The sequence below is a fragment of the Intrasporangium flavum genome (assembly GCF_001956915.1).
Lineage (GTDB): Bacteria > Actinomycetota > Actinomycetes > Actinomycetales > Dermatophilaceae > Monashia > Monashia flava.
In genome coordinates, this window is sequence record NZ_MLJO01000010.1 from 45,615 (window position 1) to 64,792 (window position 19,178).

Annotated in this window: 22 protein-coding genes; 13 read left to right on the forward strand and 9 right to left on the reverse strand. The window is 72.7% G+C overall.

The features are described 5' to 3' along the window. Positions 1-8: 8 nt before the first annotated feature. The gene (locus BIV28_RS07705) at positions 9-2,777 is read left to right on the forward strand and encodes a cation-translocating P-type ATPase (RefSeq protein ID WP_242652830.1); all 2,769 of its coding nucleotides are present in this window, start codon (positions 9-11) and stop codon (positions 2,775-2,777) included. Here BIV28_RS07705 and BIV28_RS07710 read toward each other — a convergent pair. After that, positions 2,740-3,411, reverse strand: a complete 672-nt coding sequence (locus BIV28_RS07710) for a BON domain-containing protein (protein WP_076260735.1) — start codon at positions 3,409-3,411, stop codon at positions 2,740-2,742. The genes BIV28_RS07705 and BIV28_RS07710 overlap by 38 nt on opposite strands. Positions 3,412-3,555: 144 nt before the next feature. Between BIV28_RS07710 and BIV28_RS07715 the strand changes: the two genes are divergently transcribed. The 5 genes from BIV28_RS07715 to BIV28_RS07740 all read left to right on the forward strand — a co-directional run bounded on the left by BIV28_RS07715 (position 3,556) and on the right by BIV28_RS07740 (position 7,912). Next, positions 3,556-4,521 (forward strand): universal stress protein, encoded by a 966-nt coding sequence (locus BIV28_RS07715; protein ID WP_076260736.1) that lies wholly within the window; start codon positions 3,556-3,558, stop codon positions 4,519-4,521. A 205-nt stretch (positions 4,522-4,726) separates the two neighbouring features. After that, positions 4,727-5,107, forward strand: a complete 381-nt coding sequence (locus BIV28_RS07720; protein ID WP_076260738.1) for an SHOCT domain-containing protein — start codon at positions 4,727-4,729, stop codon at positions 5,105-5,107. 52 nt (positions 5,108-5,159) lie between these two features. Beyond that, the gene (locus BIV28_RS07725) at positions 5,160-6,617 is read left to right on the forward strand and encodes a DUF2252 domain-containing protein (RefSeq protein WP_242652832.1); all 1,458 of its coding nucleotides are present in this window, start codon (positions 5,160-5,162) and stop codon (positions 6,615-6,617) included. A 273-nt stretch (positions 6,618-6,890) separates the two neighbouring features. Further along, the gene (locus tag BIV28_RS07735; protein ID WP_076260740.1) at positions 6,891-7,145 is read left to right on the forward strand and encodes a hypothetical protein; all 255 of its coding nucleotides are present in this window, start codon (positions 6,891-6,893) and stop codon (positions 7,143-7,145) included. A 101-nt stretch (positions 7,146-7,246) separates the two neighbouring features. Beyond that, positions 7,247-7,912, forward strand: a complete 666-nt coding sequence (locus BIV28_RS07740; protein ID WP_076260742.1) for a hypothetical protein — start codon at positions 7,247-7,249, stop codon at positions 7,910-7,912. On the opposite strand, the gene BIV28_RS07745 is transcribed toward BIV28_RS07740, so the two are convergent. Further along, entirely contained in the window at positions 7,905-8,729 is an 825-nt protein-coding gene (locus tag BIV28_RS07745) for a bestrophin-like domain (protein ID WP_076260743.1), read from the reverse strand. The two genes, BIV28_RS07740 and BIV28_RS07745, sit on opposite strands and share 8 nt — an antisense overlap. A 160-nt stretch (positions 8,730-8,889) precedes the next feature. Between BIV28_RS07745 and BIV28_RS07750 the strand changes: the two genes are divergently transcribed. Next, positions 8,890-9,543: an O-methyltransferase gene (locus BIV28_RS07750; protein ID WP_076260745.1), complete on the forward strand. Its 654-nt coding sequence runs from the start codon at positions 8,890-8,892 to the stop codon at positions 9,541-9,543. A gap of 156 nt (positions 9,544-9,699) precedes the next feature. Continuing rightward, complete coding sequence (locus BIV28_RS07755) at positions 9,700-10,638, forward strand: alpha/beta fold hydrolase (RefSeq protein WP_207555841.1); 939 nt, start codon at positions 9,700-9,702, stop codon at positions 10,636-10,638. Positions 10,639-10,656: 18 nt separating this feature from the next. Here BIV28_RS07755 and BIV28_RS07760 read toward each other — a convergent pair whose 3' ends face one another. Continuing rightward, the gene (locus BIV28_RS07760) at positions 10,657-11,067 is read right to left on the reverse strand and encodes a nitroreductase family deazaflavin-dependent oxidoreductase (protein WP_076260748.1); all 411 of its coding nucleotides are present in this window, start codon (positions 11,065-11,067) and stop codon (positions 10,657-10,659) included. A gap of 105 nt (positions 11,068-11,172) precedes the next feature. Between BIV28_RS07760 and BIV28_RS07765 the strand changes: the two genes are divergently transcribed. Continuing rightward, on the forward strand, positions 11,173-11,844 hold the full coding sequence (locus tag BIV28_RS07765) for an MBL fold metallo-hydrolase (protein ID WP_076260749.1): 672 nt from the start codon (positions 11,173-11,175) through the stop codon (positions 11,842-11,844). Between the two features lie 136 nt (positions 11,845-11,980). Next, on the forward strand, positions 11,981-13,009 hold the full coding sequence (glsA, locus tag BIV28_RS07770) for a glutaminase A (protein ID WP_083707140.1): 1,029 nt from the start codon (positions 11,981-11,983) through the stop codon (positions 13,007-13,009). A 78-nt stretch (positions 13,010-13,087) separates the two neighbouring features. On the opposite strand, the gene BIV28_RS07775 is transcribed toward glsA, so the two are convergent. Further along, positions 13,088-13,498: a VOC family protein gene (locus BIV28_RS07775; protein ID WP_076260751.1), complete on the reverse strand. Its 411-nt coding sequence runs from the start codon at positions 13,496-13,498 to the stop codon at positions 13,088-13,090. A 95-nt stretch (positions 13,499-13,593) separates the two neighbouring features. Continuing rightward, positions 13,594-13,815 carry a hypothetical protein gene (locus tag BIV28_RS07780; protein WP_207555842.1) on the reverse strand — a complete coding sequence of 74 codons (222 nt, stop codon included), beginning with the start codon at positions 13,813-13,815 and terminating at the stop codon, positions 13,594-13,596. A 230-nt stretch (positions 13,816-14,045) separates the two neighbouring features. On the opposite strand from BIV28_RS07780, the gene BIV28_RS07785 reads away from it, so the two are divergent. Next, entirely contained in the window at positions 14,046-14,819 is a 774-nt protein-coding gene (locus BIV28_RS07785; protein WP_076260752.1) for a hypothetical protein, read from the forward strand. Positions 14,820-14,838: 19 nt separating this feature from the next. Here the strand turns inward: BIV28_RS07785 and BIV28_RS07790 are convergent, their stop codons facing one another. The 4 genes from BIV28_RS07790 to BIV28_RS07805 all read right to left on the reverse strand — a co-directional run bounded on the left by BIV28_RS07790 (position 14,839) and on the right by BIV28_RS07805 (position 17,859). After that, complete coding sequence (locus BIV28_RS07790; protein WP_076260754.1) at positions 14,839-15,441, reverse strand: nucleotidyltransferase family protein; 603 nt, start codon at positions 15,439-15,441, stop codon at positions 14,839-14,841. 39 nt (positions 15,442-15,480) lie between these two features. Further along, a complete protein-coding gene (locus BIV28_RS07795) occupies positions 15,481-15,837 on the reverse strand; it encodes a DUF1622 domain-containing protein (protein WP_076260755.1) in 357 nt (118 codons plus the stop codon). A gap of 370 nt (positions 15,838-16,207) precedes the next feature. After that, positions 16,208-17,287 (reverse strand): glycerophosphodiester phosphodiesterase family protein, encoded by a 1,080-nt coding sequence (locus BIV28_RS07800; RefSeq protein WP_076260757.1) that lies wholly within the window; start codon positions 17,285-17,287, stop codon positions 16,208-16,210. A 98-nt stretch (positions 17,288-17,385) separates the two neighbouring features. Next, positions 17,386-17,859, reverse strand: coding sequence for an ANTAR domain-containing protein (locus tag BIV28_RS07805; protein WP_076260758.1), 474 nt, complete (start codon positions 17,857-17,859; stop codon positions 17,386-17,388). Between the two features lie 161 nt (positions 17,860-18,020). On the opposite strand from BIV28_RS07805, the gene BIV28_RS07810 reads away from it, so the two are divergent. Both BIV28_RS07810 and BIV28_RS07815 read left to right on the forward strand, forming a co-directional pair. Then, positions 18,021-18,659 carry a hemerythrin domain-containing protein gene (locus BIV28_RS07810; protein WP_207555843.1) on the forward strand — a complete coding sequence of 213 codons (639 nt, stop codon included), beginning with the start codon at positions 18,021-18,023 and terminating at the stop codon, positions 18,657-18,659. Positions 18,660-18,745: 86 nt separating this feature from the next. Continuing rightward, positions 18,746-19,114: a hypothetical protein gene (locus BIV28_RS07815; RefSeq protein WP_207555844.1), complete on the forward strand. Its 369-nt coding sequence runs from the start codon at positions 18,746-18,748 to the stop codon at positions 19,112-19,114. Positions 19,115-19,178 lie beyond the last annotated feature (64 nt).

Here is a 19,178-nt window from a genome sequence, read left to right on the forward strand (position 1 = left end):
CCCCGCGCGTGAGCACACCCCGGACGGAGGGTGCGCCCGGCGGCCCCGCGGACCTGGATCCCCGGGAGCCTGCCGAGCGGGCGCTGCGCGACCTCAAGACGTCCCGGCTCGGCCTGCGCAGCCGGGAGGCCGCCCGACGGCTCCAGGTGGTCGGGCCGAACTCGCTGAGCGGGCACTCCGAGCGGTCTTGGGCGCGAGAGCTGCTCGGCCAGCTGACGCACCCGCTGGCCCTGCTGCTGTGGGCCGCCGCGGCGCTGGCGTGGCTCGACGGCAGCGCGCCCCTCGCGGGGGCGATCGTCGTCGTCATCCTCGTGAACGCGGGTTTCGCGTTCGCCCAGGAGCAGCAGGCGGTCCGGGCCGTCGAGGCCCTGACCGCCTACCTGCCGCTGCAGTCGCGGGTGCTGCGCGACGGTCGCGCCGAGCGCGTGGACGCGACCGGCATCGTGCCCGGGGACGTCATCCAGATCGGTGAGGGAGAACAGGTCCCTGCCGACGCGCGGGTGCTCTCCGGCTCGGTCGAGGTCGACCTGTCGATGCTCACCGGGGAGTCCCTGCCGGTGCTCCGCGCACCTGAGGGTCGACACGACGTCCCGCTCCTCGAGGCACCGGACCTGCTGTTCAGCGGCACGTCGTGCCTGTCCGGCGAGGGCACGGCCGTGGTCTTCGCCACCGGGATGCACACCGAGCTGGGACGCATCGCCGCCCTGTCGCAGCACGTGCGGCGCGAGCAGAGCCCGCTGGAGCGGCAGGTCAAGCACGTCGCCCGGCTCATCGGCGTCGTCGCCCTCGCCATGGGCCTCGCGTTCATCCCGCTCGGCACGCTCGTGGCCGGCCTCTCGCTGCAGGACACGACGCAGTTCGCCATCGGCCTGCTCGTGGCCAACGTCCCCGAGGGGCTGCTCCCGACGATCACCCTGGCACTCGCCCTCGGTGTGCGGTCGCTGGCCCGGCAGGGGGCCCTGGTCAAGCGCATCTCCGCCGTGGAGACCCTGGGATCGACCACGGTGATCTGCACCGACAAGACCGGCACACTCACCCTGAACCGGATGCGCGTGGTGCGCTGCTGGACCCTGGACGGCGAGGTCCGCCTGGACCCCGTGACCACGGACGCGCACCCCGGGCTCACCCGGTCCGACGGCGTCGGGCGCCGGCTGGTGGCGGCCGCCACGGCGTGCACGCTCGCGGAGTGGTCGCCCGAGGACGCGGACCACGAGTCGGGAGACCCGACCGAGGTCGCGCTCCTGCGGCTGGGGCCGAGGGCCGCCCTCGGGCCGCCGGTGCACGACGCCGACCGGCCGGTGTACCGCTTCGACCCGTTCCTGCGCCGGATGTCGACGATCGACGTCGTCGACGGTCGGGCCGTGGTGCACACCAAGGGGGCTCCGGAGGAGGTGCTCCCCCGATGCACCCGCATCGCGACCGGCGACCACCGGGACGCTCCCCTGGGCGCCGCGGACGCGCACCACGTCGCGGCGCTCGTGCAGGACTGGGCGGCCGAGGGGCTGCGGGTGCTGGCCGTCGCGACCCGTCCGCTCCCGCAGAGGGCCTCCGGCCCCCTCGACCGGGAGGAGGTGGAACGCGACCTGGTGCTGCTCGGCCTCGTCGCCATGAGCGACACCGCACGCCCCGAGGTCCCCGACGCCGTGGCGTCGTGCCACCGGGCGGGGCTGCGGCTCATCATCGTCACCGGCGACCACGGCCTCACGGCGCGTGGGGTCGCACGCCGCGTCGGGATCGGCGACGACGCGACGCCGATCGTCACGGGGGCCGAGCTCGACCGGCTGTCCGACGGCGAGCTCGAGGACCTGCTGGCCCGCAGCCGCGAGCTGGTGTTCGCCCGCAGCTCGCCCGAGGCGAAGCTGCGCATCGCCGACGCCCTCCGCGCCCAGGGCCACGTGGTCGCGATGACGGGCGACGGCGTCAACGACGCTCCCGCGCTGAGGCGCGCGGACATCGGCGTGGCCATGGGCCGGTCCGGCACCGACGTGGCCCGTGAGGCCGCGACGATGGTGCTCACCGACGACAACTTCGCCACGATCGTGGCCGCCGTCCGTGCCGGTCGCCAGATCTACGACAACGTCCGCAAGTTCATCGTCTACATCTTCGCCCACGCGACACCGGAGGTCGTGCCGTTCCTCGCGTACGCGCTCTCCGGCGGACGGATCCCGTTGCCCCTCACCGTGATGCAGATCCTCGCGATCGACCTCGGGACCGAGACGCTGCCCGCCCTCGCGCTCGGACGCGAGCCACCCGAGCCCGGGCTCATGGACGCCCCGCCCCGGCGTCGCAGCCACGGGGTCATCGACCCACCCATGCTCGGACGCGCGTGGGGCCTGCTCGGCGGCGTCTCCGCGGCCCTCGTGCTGACCCTCTACCTCGCAACCCTGCTGTCGGGCGGCTGGCGGCCGGGGGACGACGTCGGCACCGGTCCGCTCCAGCACGTCTGGCAGCAGGCCACGACCATGACCTTCCTCGGGATCGTCGCCTGCCAGGTCGGCTCGGCCACGGCCGCACGGACCCAGCACGCCTCGCTGCGCGAGGTGGGGCTGTTCACCAACCGACTGCTCTGGTGGGGTTTTCTCTTCGAGATCGCGTTCGCCGCCGCGATCGTGGCCTGGGCGCCGCTGCAGCGGGTCTTCGGCACGGCGGTCCCCGAGCCGTGGCAGCTGGCCGCCCTGCTCCCGCTGCCCTTCGTGGTCTGGGGCGTCGACGAGGTGTGGCGGCTCCGGAGGCGTCGCGTCAGGGCTCGACGGTCAGCCGGTTGCGCACCGCGGTGACGCCGGCGATGCCGGAGGCCACCTGGGCCACCCGGCGCAGGTCGTGGGCGCAGCGCACCGTGCCGGTCAGCACGAGGACCGTGCCCTCCGCCTCGACCCGGATGCCCGCGGCCGTCTCCTGAGCGTCCCTGACGAGGGCGGAGAGGATCTGCCCGGCGGCCTCGTCGGCGGTCGGTGACGTGTACGGCTCGATGTCGAGGAGGTTGAGCACGGCGGTGACGCCCGGGGTGGCCCGGATCGCGCCGTCCACCGCGATGCGCTGCTCGGTCGAGCTGAGGCAGCCGGTCAGCAGCACCCGGCCGTCGTGGACGGTGAAGCGCACCGCACCCTCGGGGATCGTCGCGTTGGCCGCCAGCGCCTGACCCGCCGCCCTGACGATGTCGACGTCCTCGTAGCCACCCGGTCGACGCCGCACGACCAGCTCGTCGGCGATCGCGCGCAAACCCTCCACGCGGAAGGCAGCCCGGAGGACGGCCTCCTTCTCGTGCTCGGACTCGACCTCGCCGGCGATCACGAGCGTCCCGTGGGTGACCGCGACCCCGACGTGGTCGGCGTCGAACTCGGGCGCGAGCCGCAGCTGCTCGGTGACGCGCAGCTTGAGGGCGTGGTCGGTGTCGGTCAGTTCCTGGGTCATGTCCTGATCCTGCGCCGACTCGGTCACACCCGGCCGGGACCAAGGACCTACGGCCCGGTCCCAGGCGGCGCGCGGGCCCGACAGTGGGGGCGTGGGCGCCCGCCCGAGCGCGGCGCCCCTCCCCCTGCCACCGAGGAGGATCACATGCACGCGCAGGCGTCGACGCCGACCGGAGCACCGCCGATCATCGTGGGCTACGACGGGTCCACCTCGGCCGGGACCGCGCTCGAGTGGGCGGCCCGGGCGGCGGCGAGCCGCTCGTGCCGGCTGGAGGTTCTGACCGCGCTCCCGCCCGTGCCCGAGGGCATGGCGGCGCCGATCGGCCTGTCGTCGTCGGTCGTCCCGGGCCGACGGCACCCGGTGCCCGAGTCGGTCCTCGAGGAGGCGAGACTGATGGCCGCGAAGGTCCTCGCCGACGACGCCGTCGAGGTCACCTCGGTGGTCGGCGAGGCGGCGCCGGCGTTCGTCCGCGCCTCGGAGCGGGCGCAGATGGTCGTCGTGGGCAACCGCGGCCACGGGGCGCTCGGCACGGCGCTGCTCGGCTCGGTGTCCTCGACGGTGGCCCGGCACGCGCACTGTCCCGTGACCGTCGTGCGAGGCACCGTGGACGACCCGGACCACCGGCGCCCCGTCACGGTGGGGGTCGACTACCTCGAACCGTCTCCGGCCGCCGTACGGCTGGCCGCCGACCTCGCGGCCCGGTGGGCGGTCCCGCTGCGGATCGTCTCGGCCTGGGCCCAGCCCGGCCAGGGAGCCCTGGGGCTGTCCCACCTCGGCGTCCGCCCGGTCCACGAGGGCGCGCGCGCCCGGCAGGACCTGGCCCGGGCGGCGACGCTGGAGGCTGCGGGGCAGGCCCGGCGCGTCGCCCCCGACCTCGCGGTGGAGCTGCTCACCCCGGGCACCCCGGCAGCGCCCGCGCTCGAGGACGACTCGCGGCGCTCGGGCCTGCTCGTCCTCGGCTCGCGGCGGCTCGGGCCGCTCGAGCGCGTCGCGTCGGGCTCGGTCGGCGCCACGGTGCTCGACCACGCGTCGTGCCCCGTCACGGTCGTCCCGTCGTGCGCCGCCCACACGGCCGGCCGGGTGACCGGACGGGGTGACCGGACGGGGTGATCGAACGGGGTGACCGAACGGGGTGACCGAACGGGGTGACCGAACGGGGTGACCGAACGGGGTGACCGAACGGGGTGATCGGCCGAAACGGCGTGGGGCGCCCCGCGGAGGGCGATGATCGAAGGGCTGGGTAGCAACCCCTCAGCGTCGACCGGACCGGTCGCACAGCCCGGAAAGGTCGGCGCGGCCGAAGGAAAGGCTCGCCATGTCGTTCTGGGACATCATCTGGTTCATCATCGTGTTCTTCGCCTTCGCGACCTATCTCATGGTCCTCTTCTCGATCGTCGTGGACCTGTTCCGCGACCCCGAGGTGTCCGGCTGGATGAAGGCGGTCTGGGTGGCGTGCCTCATCTTCTTCACCTTCATCACCGCGATCGTCTACCTCATCGTGCGTGGCCGGTCGATGACGGAGCGGGCATCGCGCGACGCGCGCGCCGTCCGTTCCGCGCAGGACGACTACATCCGGAGCGTCGCCGCCGGCGGCCCCTCCCCCGCTGACCAGATCGCCCGCGCCAAGGAGCTGCTCGACGCCGGCACCATCAGCGCCGCGGAGTTCGACGCCCTGAAGACCAAGGCCCTGGCCTGAGCCCGGGCCCGAGAGGACACCGACGAAAGGACATCGACGTGAGGACACCGACGTGACCGCGAGTGGCCCCGTGGTGGGCCCGGCACCTGACCTCCTGGCCCCGGACCCGCTCGCGACCGGGCCGATCGACCGCGACGAGGCACTGACGCGCGCCGAGCAGGCTCGCGAACGGGCACCGCTCGCCTCCCACGCCGACGTGCCGGGCGGGGCGGAGGGCCCCGACGACCGCGACGCCGTGGCCCTGCTCGAGGCGCAGGCCACGACGCGCATCCCCGAGCTCGTGCCGATCCGGTACGGCCGCATGCTCGCCAACCCGTTCACCTTCTACCGCGGCGCTGCCGGCCTCATGGCGGCCGACCTCGGCTCGACGCCCTCGAGCGGGCTCCTAGTGCAGCTGTGCGGCGACGCCCACGTGTCGAACTTCGGCATGTTCGGCTCGGCCGAGCGGCGCCACCTGTTCGACCTCAACGACTTCGACGAGACGTGGCCGGGACCGTTCGAGTGGGACGTCAAGCGACTCGCGGCCAGCCTCGAGATCGCCGGACGCCACCGGGGCTGGAAGCGGGCGCGCCGCGAGCGGCTCGTCACTGCGATGGTGCGCTCGTACCGGATGAGCATGGCCGCCTTCGCGGCGCTGCCGATGCTCGACGTCTGGTACTCGCGGATGGAGATCCAGCCCGGGCTGCCCCGGCTGCGCGAGTACGTGTCGAAGCCGGCGTGGCGGGCGGCGGACCGCGTCGCGCGCGCCTCGCTGCGGCGCGACGCCAGCTCGGCCCTCGTCAAGCTCACCGACAGCGCCGGTGACGCGGTGCGGTTCATCAGCGACCCACCGCTGCTCGTGCCGCTGCGCGACCTCGTGCCGGTCGATGCGGCGGACATCGCGCAGTGGGCCGGCAACCTGCTGACCGAGTACCAGTCCACCCTGCAGCGGGACCGGCGGCTGCTCGTCAGCCGCTACCGGCTCGTCGACATCGCGCGCAAAGCGGTCGGCGTCGGCAGCGTCGGCACCCGAGCCTGGGTGCTGCTCCTGCTCGACGGCGACGCCCAACCGCTCGTGCTCCAGGCCAAGGAGGCGGTCGCCTCCGTGCTGGAGCCGTACTCCCCCGCGCCCGGGCCGGCCAACCAGGGCCAGCGCGTCGTCGAGGGGCAGCGGCTCATGCAGGCCAGCAGCGACATGTTCCTCGGCTGGCAGCGCGTCGTCGGCGTCGACGGGGACTCCCACGACTACTACCTGCGGCAGTTCCGGGACTGGAAGGGCTCCTTCGACCTCGAGGCCATCGACGCCAAGAGCCTCGAGATGCTCGGGATCCTCTGCGCCTGGACGCTGGCCCGGGCCCACGCCAGGTCGGGCGACCGCGTCGCCATCTCCGCCTACCTCGGCGACGGCGACGAGTTCGAGCGGGCGCTCGTCGGTTTCGCCCGTGCCTACGCCCGACGCAACGCCCACGACCACGGCGAGCTGTCCAGCGCTGTCGCCGCGGGAACGGTGGCGGCCGAGCTCGGGCGCTGACGGCCGCACCGGCGGCGCCGGGCCCGGCGGTGGGCCCGGCGGTGGGCCCGGCGGTGGGCCCGGCGGTGGGCCCGGCGGTGGGCCCGGCGGTGGGCCCGGCGGTGGGCCCGGCGGTGCGCGTGGCCCGGGACCAAGGTCCCTGCCACGCCGCGTCCGGGGACCGTACGGTCCCGAGCACGACCTGCACGAAGGCGCCAGATCGCGGTCTGACGCGCGCCGGCGACGTCGACTCCGTCATGCGTCGCACGGCACCGAACGGCATTGGAGCACCGCATGTCGCACGCCATGGCCCTCCCCACCCGTGTCGACGACCACGCCTCGCGCGTGGCCGAGATGAGCATCCGAGAGCTCATCGGCGCACTGGCCACCACCGAGGAGCGCCTGCGATCCGTGCCGAACCTCGTGACCTTCCGCGGCCGCCTCGTGGCCAACCCGGAGCGACGCCTGCTGCTGCAGCAGCAGCGCCGTGTCATCGGCGCCCTGCGCCGACGCCGTGCCGCCCTGCGCCTGCCCGCACGACGCCACTGACAACCGTCCGAGGGCCGCGGGCGCGCCGCCGGCATCCGGCCCGGGCGCGCGTGTCTGCGCATCGGCCTCGGAGCGTGGCCGTCGTCAACTAACCTCGGATCATGAGTCGGGCAACGGCTCCTCGCAGGTTGACGGCGCGGTTCTGGCGGGGCCGGCGGTCCGCCGCCGTGGCCGGGATCGTCTTCGGCATCCTGCTGCTGGCGGCGCTCACGATGGTGCGCCTGGCCCTCGCGGACACGACCATCGCCGCGCTGCAGTCCGACCCGTCCAGGCGCGCCCTCATCGGGCTGAGCCTCAACCTCGTCCCGTTCGCGGGCATCGCGTTCCTCTGGTTCATCGGCGTCGTCCGCGACCAGCTCGGCGACGTCGAGGACCGCCTCTTCTCGACCGTCTTCCTCGGCAGCGGCCTGCTCTTCCTCGCCATGCTCTTCGTCGGCTCGGTCACGACGAGCACGGTGATGTCGCTCGTCGCCGTGCAGACCCCGAACACCGAGCTGTTCGACTACGGCCGCGTCACCACGCAGGGCCTCATCTCGGTCTACGCGCTGCGGATGGCCGCGGTCTTCACCCTGTCGGTCAGCACCGTCGGCATCCGTACCGCAGCGCTGCCCCGCTGGGTGGCCTACAGCGGCTACGTCGTCGCGCTGGGCCTCATGGTGGCCGCCGGCGAGCACAAGTGGGTGCAGCTCATCTTCCCGGCGTGGGTGCTCATGGTGAGCGTCGTGATCCTCGTGACCAGCCCGCCCGAGCGCCCCGTGGTCAGCTAGCGACGCCGCGTGCGTCGCACGGTGGGTCCACCGTGATGCCGACGACGTGCAGCTGGGTGTCCATGAGGGTGAGGGTGCGCTGCATCGACGTGGGTCGCAGGGTGCCGATCCCGGAGCCGTACGGGTGGTTGAAGAACACGACGAGCAGCATGAGCACCGTGATGACCATCGTCACGGTGCCCATGAGCACGCCCTGCGTGAGGGCTCGTTCGCCGCTGTCGGCGAAGAAGAGCATGAAGCCGAAGAGGGCCAGGCTGAGCAGGCCGAGGCCGATCCACAGCGGTACGGGGATGATCCCCGACGCGGAGTGCAGGCGGGCGTCGCGCGCCTCCTGCCGCTGGGTGGTCTGGTCCATCCACCGGTCGTAGGCCGACTGCTCGGTCGCCGTCTTCGGCTGGACGCCCTTGATCGTCAGGAACATGCGAGCGCCCCAGGGGTTGACCGCCTCGCCGAGCGTGCCGGCGTCCACCGCGTCCCACTCGGAGCCCGCGACCGACCGCGCGTAGCAGACGAGCTGGCCCGTCAGCGGCCCGGAGACGTCGGCGGGCATGAACTGGGCGGTCTGGGTCATCTCGGCGACGATCGTCGCCTCCGTCGCCGCCCCCGCCCGCGAGCCGTCGTAGGACTGGAACGCGAGGAAGATGATGAAGCCGAGGAGCACCGAGAAGCCGGTCGCGAGGACGCCGAACACGCCTGCCGCGCGGTCGCCGTCGCTGAAGTAGCCGCCGACCGGGGCCGTGCGGCGCACGAGCAGCATGACGGTCACCGTCACCGCCGTGAAGGCGACGACGATGAGCAGGCCCCAGACGACGTTCACAGGTCGCTCTCGGGTGTGGTCGTGAGACCCATGCTTGAAGTCTGTGGGGTGGTACCGGTCCCCGTCAGCACAACCGGTCGATTGAGGGCCGGGCGGGGTGGATGTCCGGGGGTTCCCCGGATCGGCCCGCAGCGCCCGGCGCGAGGCGTAGCGTCCGAGGATGCGCAGCTTTCCGGTGACCGACCAGGTTCGCTCCTACGCCGTCGCGCACGGGACGTGGCGCCCCGACGCCGTGGTTCGTGACCTGCAGTCGGAGACTGCCGGTCTCGGGGACCCGGCAGGCATGCAGATCGGCGACGACCAGGGCCAGCTGCTCACGATGCTCACCCGGCTGGTCGACGCCCGCCGGGCGGTCGAGGTGGGAACGTTCACCGGCTACTCGAGCCTGTGCATCGCCCGCGGGCTCGCCGAGGGCGGCTCGCTGCTGTGCTGCGACGTCAGCGCCGAATGGACCGACATCGGCCGGCAGGCCTGGGCCGCAGCCGGACTCGCCGACCGGATCGACCTGCGGATCGCTCCGGCGCTCGACACCCTGCACGCCCTGCCGGCCACCGCCGACATCGACCTCGTGTTCATCGACGCGGACAAGCCCTCGTACACCGGGTACTGGGAGGAGCTGGTGCCGCGGGTGCGCCCCGGCGGCCTGCTGCTCGCGGACAACGTGCTGTGGAGCGGTCGGATCACCGACCCGGACGCCACCGACGCCGACACCACCGCCCTGCGCGCCTTCAACGACGTCGTGGCCGCCGACGACCGCGTGGAGGCCGTGGTCCTCACGGCCTTCGACGGCCTGACCATCGCGCGCCGGCGCTGACCCGCACGCGGCGCCCGGACCCTACGGTCCTGCCGGGTGCCGCGCGGCGTGACGCGTCGGCACTCTGTGTCGGCGCGAGCACAGACGGACGCGTGACGGGCCGGCATCGTCGAGATGGACCACCGCAGGTGGTCCGGCACCCGCAAGGAGCTCTCGATGACGACCACGACCGGCCGGCCCAGGCCTCACCCCAACCCCTGCATCAGCGCCGCCGTCGGCCTGGCCCTCGGGCTCGGCCTCGCCGGCTGCACCGCCGGCACCGTCCCGGTCGCGTCGAGGACGTCCGCCGCCTCGGGCTCGGCGGCGGGCACGGCGACGGCCACGACGCCAGGAGCCACCTCGACGCCCGGCCCAGAGCGTGATCTCGTCGTCGGCGGCCGGCACGTCCACGCCCGGTGTGACGGCACCGGGCCCGCGGTCGTCCTCGTGGCCGACTACGGGCGGTCCATGGACGACACCGGCCCCTACATCTCGAACCTGGCACCGCACGCGCAGGTGTGCCTCTACGACCGGCTCGGCGTCGGCCGCAGCGACTCCGCGCCGAGCACGCAGACCTTCGAGTCCCTGGCCGACGACCTCGACCGCGTCATCTCGAAGCTCGGGCTCACGCGTCCGCTCGTCGTGGTCGGCGACGGGGTGGGCGCACCGATCGCGCTGACCTGGATCAGTCGACACGAGAAGGACGCCCGCGCCGTCGTGCTCGTCAATGCGGCACCTCCCGGGTTCATGGGACCCCGCGGGGCGCTGGCCCGGCTGCTGCCCCCGAAGGACGCGGGCGACCTCCCGCTGAGCAACCTGCAGGCCGACCTCGACCGCTTCAACGACCCGACGACCAACCGTGAGAGCCTCGACCCCAGGTCGTGGGACGCCTACCTCAGGCTCCCGCCGGCGTCCACACCGCTCTACGACCTCGTCGCACCGCTCGAACCGCAGTGGCCGGCCTCCGTCGACACGAAGAAGGTGAACACGGCCCTGCAGCAGGCGCAGAGCCGACTGCTCGGGCTGTCGTCGGCCTCCCGGCTGGTGACCGTCGCCCGGGAGGCGGACTGGCCGGCGACGATCCGCAGCGCCCTCGAGAGCGCGCTGCAGGGCTGACCTGCGACCGGACCGGTGTCAGCGCTCCGGCGCGTGGTCACCGGGGGCGTCGAAGGACAGCACGACGAGCGGGCTGTGCCGCATCATCTCCGCGACGTCCGTGCGCCGCCATCGCCGCGCCGCCGCCTCGATGAACGGCCTGCGCTCGCCCGGGTCGGTCACGACCCGCGCCGTGGCCGGCACGTCGGCGACGAGGGACTGCTTCAGGTGGACCACGATGTGCGGGTCGGCCTCGATGTTGTAGAGCCAGTCACGCTTCCGGTCCGCCCGTGGCATCCCGGTGACGAAGAGCCGGTCGTCGTCGTGGTGCAGGAAGATCTCGATGCGTCGAGGCCTGCCGGTGCGTCGACCGGTCGTCGTCAGGTCGATGATCTGGCTGTGCTGCAGGGCGGCCCACGTCGCCTCATCCACCTGGCCGGCACGGTCCATGGCGCGATCCTCTCGACGGCAACCGACCTCTCGAACTCTACGGCGAACCGCGATGACGCGTCGCTCGGGCACCACGAGCCGGCAGCCTGCGCCAGACTCTCGGGCATGGGTGACTCAGGGACCGACCAGGGTGCGACGCCGCGACGCGAAGCCTCCACGCCGACCGTCACGCCGGTCCTCGTGGCCGAGCTGCTCGCCGACGGCGACCGGATGCCCGTCTACGTGCACGTCATCGAGCACCCCGGTGCCCGCGTGCTCGTCGACACCGGCCTGACGCAGCGGCACCCGGCGGTCGAGGACATGGATCCGCTCCTGACGCCGTTGAGCGAGCAGGCCGACTTCGACCTGGCCGGGGTCGACGTCGTCGTCAACACGCACCTGCACTTCGACCACTGCGGCGGCAACCACCTCTTCACCGGCAAACCGGTGTACGTCCAACGCCAGGAGCTCGACGACGCCCGGAGGCAGGACGACTACACGATCCGCGAGTGGGTCGACGCGCCAGGCGTGCAGTACGTGCCCGTCGACGGCCCGCACGAGCTGCTGCCTGGGGTCCGCCTCGTCCCGACGCCCGGCCACACCCGCGGCTCGCAGGTCGTCGTCGTCGAAGCCGCCGGCCGCACCATCGTCATCGCGGGTGACACGGCCGTCTTCTTCGACGAGCTCGACGACCCGCGCACCGAGGGCCAACGGCTGGTCCGGGGCCTGGACCCCGACGAGGTCTGGCTGGCGCACCAGCACGAGCCGTGGCGCCCGACGGGCGACGTCGACGCCTGAGCGGGAGCAGCGCCGGGCCACCGCCGATCCCACCCTCGCGATCCCACCCTCGCGATCCCACCTTCGCGATCCCACCTCGGCGCTCCCACGCCCGGACTACCGTCGACAGCACGACGACGCCGAAGGGCGGGACCTCATGACCCAGCTGTCGATGCACCAGCGGCTTCCCTTCGACGAGGCGACGACACCGCCGCGGGTCTCGACCGGCGAGCTACCGCAGGCCGAGGAGGTCGAGCGGCTCGTAACCGAGGCCTACCAGCGCTACCGCGCCACGACGGAGGGCCAGGTCGCCGACTACATCCCCGTGCTCGCCGAGGCGTCACCCGACTGGTTCGGGATCTGCGTGGTCGGCGCCCGGGGGCGCTCCTTCGAGATCGGCGACGTGGACACGCACTTCTCGATCCAGAGCGTCTCGAAGCCGTTCGTCTTCGCCCTGGTGTGCGACGCGGTCGGCTACGACGCGGCGCGCCGACGGCTCGGTGTCAACAGCACCGGGTTCCCCTTCAACTCGCTCATGGCCGTGGAGCTCAACGACGACCGGACGATGAACCCGCTCGTCAACGCCGGGGCGATCGCCACCACGAGCCTCGTGCCGGGCACGACCGCGGAGGAGAAGTTCGAGCGGATCCGGGAGGGCCTCTCGCGCTTCGCGGGCCGTGAGCTGAGCGTGAGCGAGGAGGTGTATGCCTCCGAGTCCGCGTCGAACATGCGCAACCAGGGCATCGCGCACCTGCTGCACAGCTACGGCCGCCTGTACTTCGACCCCGACCGGGCCACCGAGGCCTACACCCGCCAGTGCTCGGTCGAGGTGACCGTCCACGACCTCGCCGTGATGGCGGCGACCCTGGCCAACGGCGGCGTCAACCCGCAGACGCAGGAGACCGTCATCGCCCGAGGCGTGTGCCGACGCGTCCTCGCCGTGATGGCGACCGCGGGCCTCTACGAGCTGTCCGGGGACTGGCTGTACGAGATCGGCATGCCCGGCAAGAGCGGCGTCAGCGGAGGCGTGGTCACCGTGTCTCCCGGCAAGGGTGGCCTGGCCACGTTCTCGCCACCCCTGGACCCAGCCGGAAACAGCGTGCGCGGCCAGCTCGTCACGAAGTTCCTGTCCGAGCGGCTGGGCCTCAACCTGTTCGCCTCCGAGCCGGTCCGGCCACAACCCTGAAACCACCCACAGAGGGGGCGTTCTCGCGCGACCCGGACAGGTCGGCACTCCCCCGGCATGCGTCGTCGGGTGCCTGCCTCAGCCGGCGCTGGGCCAGGTGGGGCCGCGGTCGGTCCAGGTGACTCCCTTGTTGCGGCACAGGCAGAACGGGTGACCGACGGGGTCGACGTAGACGCGCCAGCCGAAGCCGTCGGGTCCGACGGAGTCCTGGCGCAGCGTGGCTCCCAGGGCCAGCACGCGGCTCTGCTCCACGTCCATGTCATCGACCTCGAAGTCGAGGTGGAACTGCTTGGGATGCTGGCCGTCGGGCCACTGCGGTGCGCGGTAGTCCTCCACGCGGGTGAAGGCCAGCTCGAGGTCACCGAGCCGGATGCCGGCCCAGTGGCGGTCGCTGCCGGGCTTCACCGGCAGGCCCGTCACCTCCGAGTAGAAGCCCGCCAGCTCCATCGTGTCCGGGCAGTCGATGATGACGTCCGTGAGTCGCAGCACCGGGAGATCGTGCCACACCGTGGAACGACGCGAGCCCGGTCGCGACCGACGGACGAGTCCTCGGCCGGTCCCGCGGGAGGCGCGCCGTTGGAAGGTCAGCCCCCACCGAGCGCGTCGTCCAGGCGCTCTGCCCAGTCGGCGCCGGCCAGGCCGGCCCCGACGAGCAGGTCGCGCCAGTCCTTCTCGGCCAGGTCGACGAGGTCGAGGAAGGCCTCGAAGCTCCCGTGGGCCGGGAGCACCAGCGCGGCCTGCAGCCGCTCAGGGTCCTGGCGGCCCCCGAGGGGCAGGGACTCCGGGATGCTCCCGAGACGGGCCACGACCGCGTCCACGTGTCGGGGTCCGAAGTCACGGTGGATTCGGGCCATCAGCCGGTCGGAGACGTTCGCCACCGTCCCATCGAACACCTCGCGAGCCCCGTGCGGGCGCAGGCACCCCAGGGATCACGCCACGGATCGGGCTGCGGCACAAGAACAGCGGGTGGATGGGACTCCTCGGACGGCGCGCGTCGTGCGTGGTCGACGCGCCGGGGGCCTGTCATGATCCAGCGGTGAGCACCCCGTGGGCCGACGAAGGCATCGTCACCGCGCCGCCCGAGCAGACCGAGCTCGACGGCGAGCTCGGGATCGTGTTCTGGCTGCAGTCCGGACGGCAGCCCCGCACCGAGGCCGCGCGGGTGTTCGTGCCGGCGAGGCACGCGGAGCAGGTCGACGACGTCGGTCTCGGGGCGGGCGCCGCCATCGCCGTCGGTGGGCGACTGCGACCCGATGGCGTCATCGAGGCCACGACGCTGCGTCCGCTGGAGCCGGGCCAGGACCCGACGGGGCGTCTCATCGGCACGGTCGAGGTCCGCGTGCCCGATCTCGCGCGCCTGGACCCGTGGCGCGAGCGCGGCTACCGGCTCGTCCTCCGGGGAGGCCTGGCGACGGTGGTGGTCCTCGGCGCTGTCGGGATGTTCTGGAGGAGCTGGGTCGGGAACGTCGCCTTCATCCTCTTCCTGGCTTTCTGCGCCTACCTGGTCGTCGACGACCTGCGCACCAGGAAGATCGACGACCGTGAGTACGCGTCGCTGGCTCGGGACGCGGTCGGGGCCGTCCGGGCGGAGCTGGCGCTCGAGGTCCCCGAGAGCGCGATGTTCGACATGCTCGGCGGGGGTCTCGAACGCACCGGCAACCCTTGGCGGCCCACGGTGCCCCGCAGGCCCCGGCGGGTCTTCTGGGTGGACGCCGCGGCCCGGGCCCGCTTCGCGGCGGACGTCGCGCCCCAGCCGCTCCGGCCGGACTCGCCCGCGACGATCACGGTCACGGCGGCACCGCAGGAGTGAGCAGCCCACGAGGCTGGCGTCACCGACCGCCGAGCACGCGGTGGATCCCGCGGCGCACCTCGTCCTCGAGGGCTCGGTCGACCGACACCCCGTATTCCCGCTCCAACGCGTCGCGCCGGGTGACGAACGCCCGGACCGCGGCGTCGATGGTCGGTGGCACCTCTTCCACGCCCATGGGCCCGAGGAGATGGGCGTGCAGCTGCGAGAGGTGGTCCGCAACCACGTTGTCGAGCCCGAGCGCCGCCTTGGTCGTGATCCACCAGATCCAGTCCCAGAAGTGCGTGTCGACAGCCGCCAGCGTCTCCGGCGTCGGTGCACGCGCCGGGAGCGGCTCCTGCGTCAGGCCCAGGAAGAGGTACTCGATCTTCGTCAGGCCGGGCAGCAGCACCTGGTAGACCGGGAAGTGGCCCATCGGCTCCCACTGCCGGCTCAGCGGGTGCAGCGGTTCGACGAGGGCCGGCAGGTCGCGGGCGAGCGCGGCGAAGTCCGAGGTCTCGACGGCGAAGTCCCAGTCGGACAGCTCCGCGTTGGTCCCGCGTGAGCGCGAGCCGGCGAACTCGATGCTGGTGACCGCGGGATGGTCGCGCAGCAGGCCGGTCGCTGTGGTGACCCAGTCGTTCACCGTCCCATGGTCGCAAACCTTCCGGACGAGACGGCCCGGCTAGTCCGCGCCGGGACCGTCCGGACTCTTCTGCCACGGCCACCGGCCGGTGATCTCGAGCTCGAGGGAGAAGCTGAGGAACGTCCGGATCGCCACGATGAGCGCCAGGACCAGGACGCTGTCCAGGGTCGGGGTCACGGCGACGGTGCGGATGATGTCGGCGGCCACGAGCAGCTCGAGACCGAGCAGGATGGTGCGGCCGAGCTGCTGACGGAACCGCCGGTAGACACCGGGCTGGTGAGCCCTGACGCCCTGGGCCGCGCGCACCGCCGCCAGCAGGGCGCCGACGACGAGGACGCCCACCCCGGCCACGTCGATGCCTTTGCCGGCCAGCTCGATCGCCTCGTTGAAGTCCACGCCGCTCCCGATCCCTCGACCACATCCGGAAACCCGCAGGAAGACGGACGGCCGACGGGACCGGCGGCCGACTCCCCTACTCCGAATGGTGCCGCAGCCCAGCCGCCGACGTGGGCAAGAAGCGTCGAAGGGCGGCTACGTCGGCGAGGAGCGCCGTACCTGCCGGGCCGCATGGCGTCGGCGGCGATGCCGGGCCGCCCAGCGAGCCGCCTCGTTGACGACGGCCGCCGCGCCGGCGGCCACGGTCAGGGCCGCCAGGGCCAGGTCTCCCTTGTGGTGGTCGCGAAGGCGCATACCCGTACGTGCCCGTTCCCACCGGGCCCAAACGCGTCCGGCCGAGGAGGCCGGACGCGCTTCCCGCATCGACGCGTCACGGTGCGGGGTAGGCCTTCGGCAGTCGCATGCCCCGCTGGGCCATGATGTCGCGGACGTGGTTGGGGTAGTTGGTGATGACGCCGTCGACGCCCATGTCCATCAGCGCCTCGACGGTCGCGTCGTCGTCGCACGTCCACGGGATGACCTTCAGCCCGCGCTGGTGCGCCTCGCTCACCATTCGGGCGTCCGGGTAGAACCGGAAGCCGGGGTCGCCGACCTTCCCGTTCTGCGGGAAGCCGTAGTTCGGCGAGATCGCCGCCAGGCCCGGCACGGCCGCCGCGGCCGCCCTGACCACGTCGCCGTCGTAGTCGTCGGCGTCGATGCCACCCAGCCACGGCGACGCACCCGGCTTGCCGACCTCGAGGAAGTCGTGGTTGGTCAGGGCGACGAGGGGCCAGGCAGGCGCCAGCCGGTGCATCTGCTGCAGCGCACCCCAGTCGAAGGACTGGATCGTGACCTGGCGCTCGATGCCCGACGCGTGGATCTCCTCGTACACCCGGCGCACGAACTGCTCACGCGGCGCGGTCTGGTCCGGCGCCCCCGCCTCGACCTTGGTCTCGATGTTCAGCGTCACCTGGTTGGCGCGGTAGTCCTTCACCAGGTTGAGGACGTCCTTGAGCTCGGCCATGCGCCAGCCCTTGACCTGCTCCTGCTGGGGGAAGCCGGGCAGCTGCTGGTAGCCGCAGTCCATCGTCTTGATCTCGGCGAGCGTCAGGTCCTTGATGTACCTGCCGACGTACGGGTACATCGGGTCGCCGGGGAAGGCCGGGCCGGTGTCCCTGCACTTCTGCGCGCTGATCTGGCGGTCGTGGTTGACGACGACCTTGTCGTCCTTGGTGAGGTGCGTGTCCAGCTCCAGCGTGCTGACGCCGAGCCGGAGGGCCTTGGCGAAGCCGGGGATCGACTCCTCGGTGGTCATGCCGATGCCGCCTCGGTGGGCCTGCAGGTCGAACTGGGTCTTCTGGGGAAGGACGCCGGGGCCCGGGGTGGGCGACGTCGCCTGCGCGGGACCGGAGACGACCAGGGACAGACCAGCCAGCGCGAGGGCTGCGGTTGCGACTCGATGAGCTCTCATGGCCCGGCACGGTACGGAGCCGGGAAGACTCCTCCGTACGGCCGGGTGAACGGCGTCGGAACCGTGGGTGAGGGACGTCGCGTGGCGGTGCCGGCAGGTCAGATCTCGGGCAACGAGCTCAGGTCCCCCGAGGCGACCACGTCGTCTGCGACCGCGCGGAGCGTGCGGTTGCGCGCCTGGCTCGCGACACGCAGGACTCCGAAGGCCTCGACCTCGCGGATCCCGCGCAGCGCCATGACGATTCCCACGGCGGCACCGATGGCGCGCGCCGCCTGCAGCGCCTCGTGCAGGCTCCGGTTCTCGCCCTCCAGCAGCACGCCCTCACGCCTGATCTCGGCCAGGAGCTCACGGTCGAGGACGGCCCGGTCCTCGAGGAGCTTGATGCGCTCACGATCCGAATCCGCTTGTCCCCGAGTCCGGCCCGCCTCGACCTCATTCGCATCCAGTCGGAGACCGGTCCGGCCGCTGCTCTCGAGCAGCAGGTCGATGTCCGCGCGGGCCAGGGCCAGCTGGGCGCTGAGCTCATCGACGCGACGCGTCAGGTCGTCCGTGCCGGACGTCTCGGTGCCCATGCCACCCAGTATCGAGGACCCATGGCACGCCACGGTGGCATTCGCGGAGGCCACTCCGGTCGCCCACGGCCGTCCGGGCCCTCGCCGCGGGTGCCGGGGGCAAGGACGTGAGCGGGCCGTTCGGGCCCACGCCCGTGGTCCGGATGGTTATGGTCTCGAGCATGGCAGGTCCCATGACGATGAACCGCGTCATCCACGCGGCGGTGCGCCGCGACCTCGGTCGGCTCGAGTCCGCCCTCGCCACCGCGCCCGACGGCGACCGGGCACGGGCCCGGCAGCTGCAGGTGGCCTACGCCAACCTCCACGACCAGCTCAAGCACCACCACGAGGGCGAGGACACCCACGTCTTCCCCTTCCTGGCGACGGTGGAAGGTGCCACCGAGCTGGTCGAGGTCATGGAGACGGAGCACCAGGCCATGGCCGACGCCCTGGCCGGGGCGCAGACGGCGATGGACACCTACGCCTCGACCGGGAGCGCCGGCGACGCGCACGCCGCGAGGGAGGCGATCCTGACGGCGCACGAGGTCGTCGAGCGGCACCTGCACCACGAGGAGAACGACCTCGAGCCGCTCCTGCTGCCGCACCTCGAGACGCCCGAGTGGAAGGCCGTCGAGAAGCAGCTGCGCCCTGCCTCCCTCACCGAGTCGGGTCGGTTCATGGCCTGGGTCCAGGACGGCATGCCCGACGCGGAGCGGGCCTACCTTCGCTCCGCGATCCCGACGCCGGTGACCTTCCTGCTCAGCAAGCTCGCCGGCCGGTCCTACCACCGTGACGTCGCGCCGGCCTGGCAGCCCGGCTAGCAGGAGCTCCCCTCGAACAGGCCGACGCGTCGGCCCTGGCGGTTACGCTCCGGACACCGCACAGCACAGGGGGCACGATGGCGACGATGGTGGTTCACGACGAGACGGCGTCCGGTCGACCGGTCGACACGCTCGAGCTCGTCGACCTCCCGGACCGGGTGACGGTCCGCGAGCTCATCCGGCACCGGGTGCGCGCCGAGGTCGCGCGCTACAACGCCGGCCCGACGAGGCCGTGGAGAGGACTGGTGACGCCGGCGGAGCCGTCCGCCCCCGAGCCGGGTCCGGTGCGCGTCGACTGGGAGCGTCAGGCGGACATCGCCGAGCGGGCCTTCGAACGCAACGGGTTCTTCGTCCTCGTCGGTGACCGGCAGGTGGAGCTGCTCGACGAGGAGATCGACCTGGCCGCCGGGGAGCACGTCGCCTTCGTCAGGCTCGTCCCCCTCGTCGGGGGCTGACGCGCGGATGGTCCAGGTCTGGAGCGCGAACCACGCGGTCGTCCGAGCGGACCCGCCCGAGGAG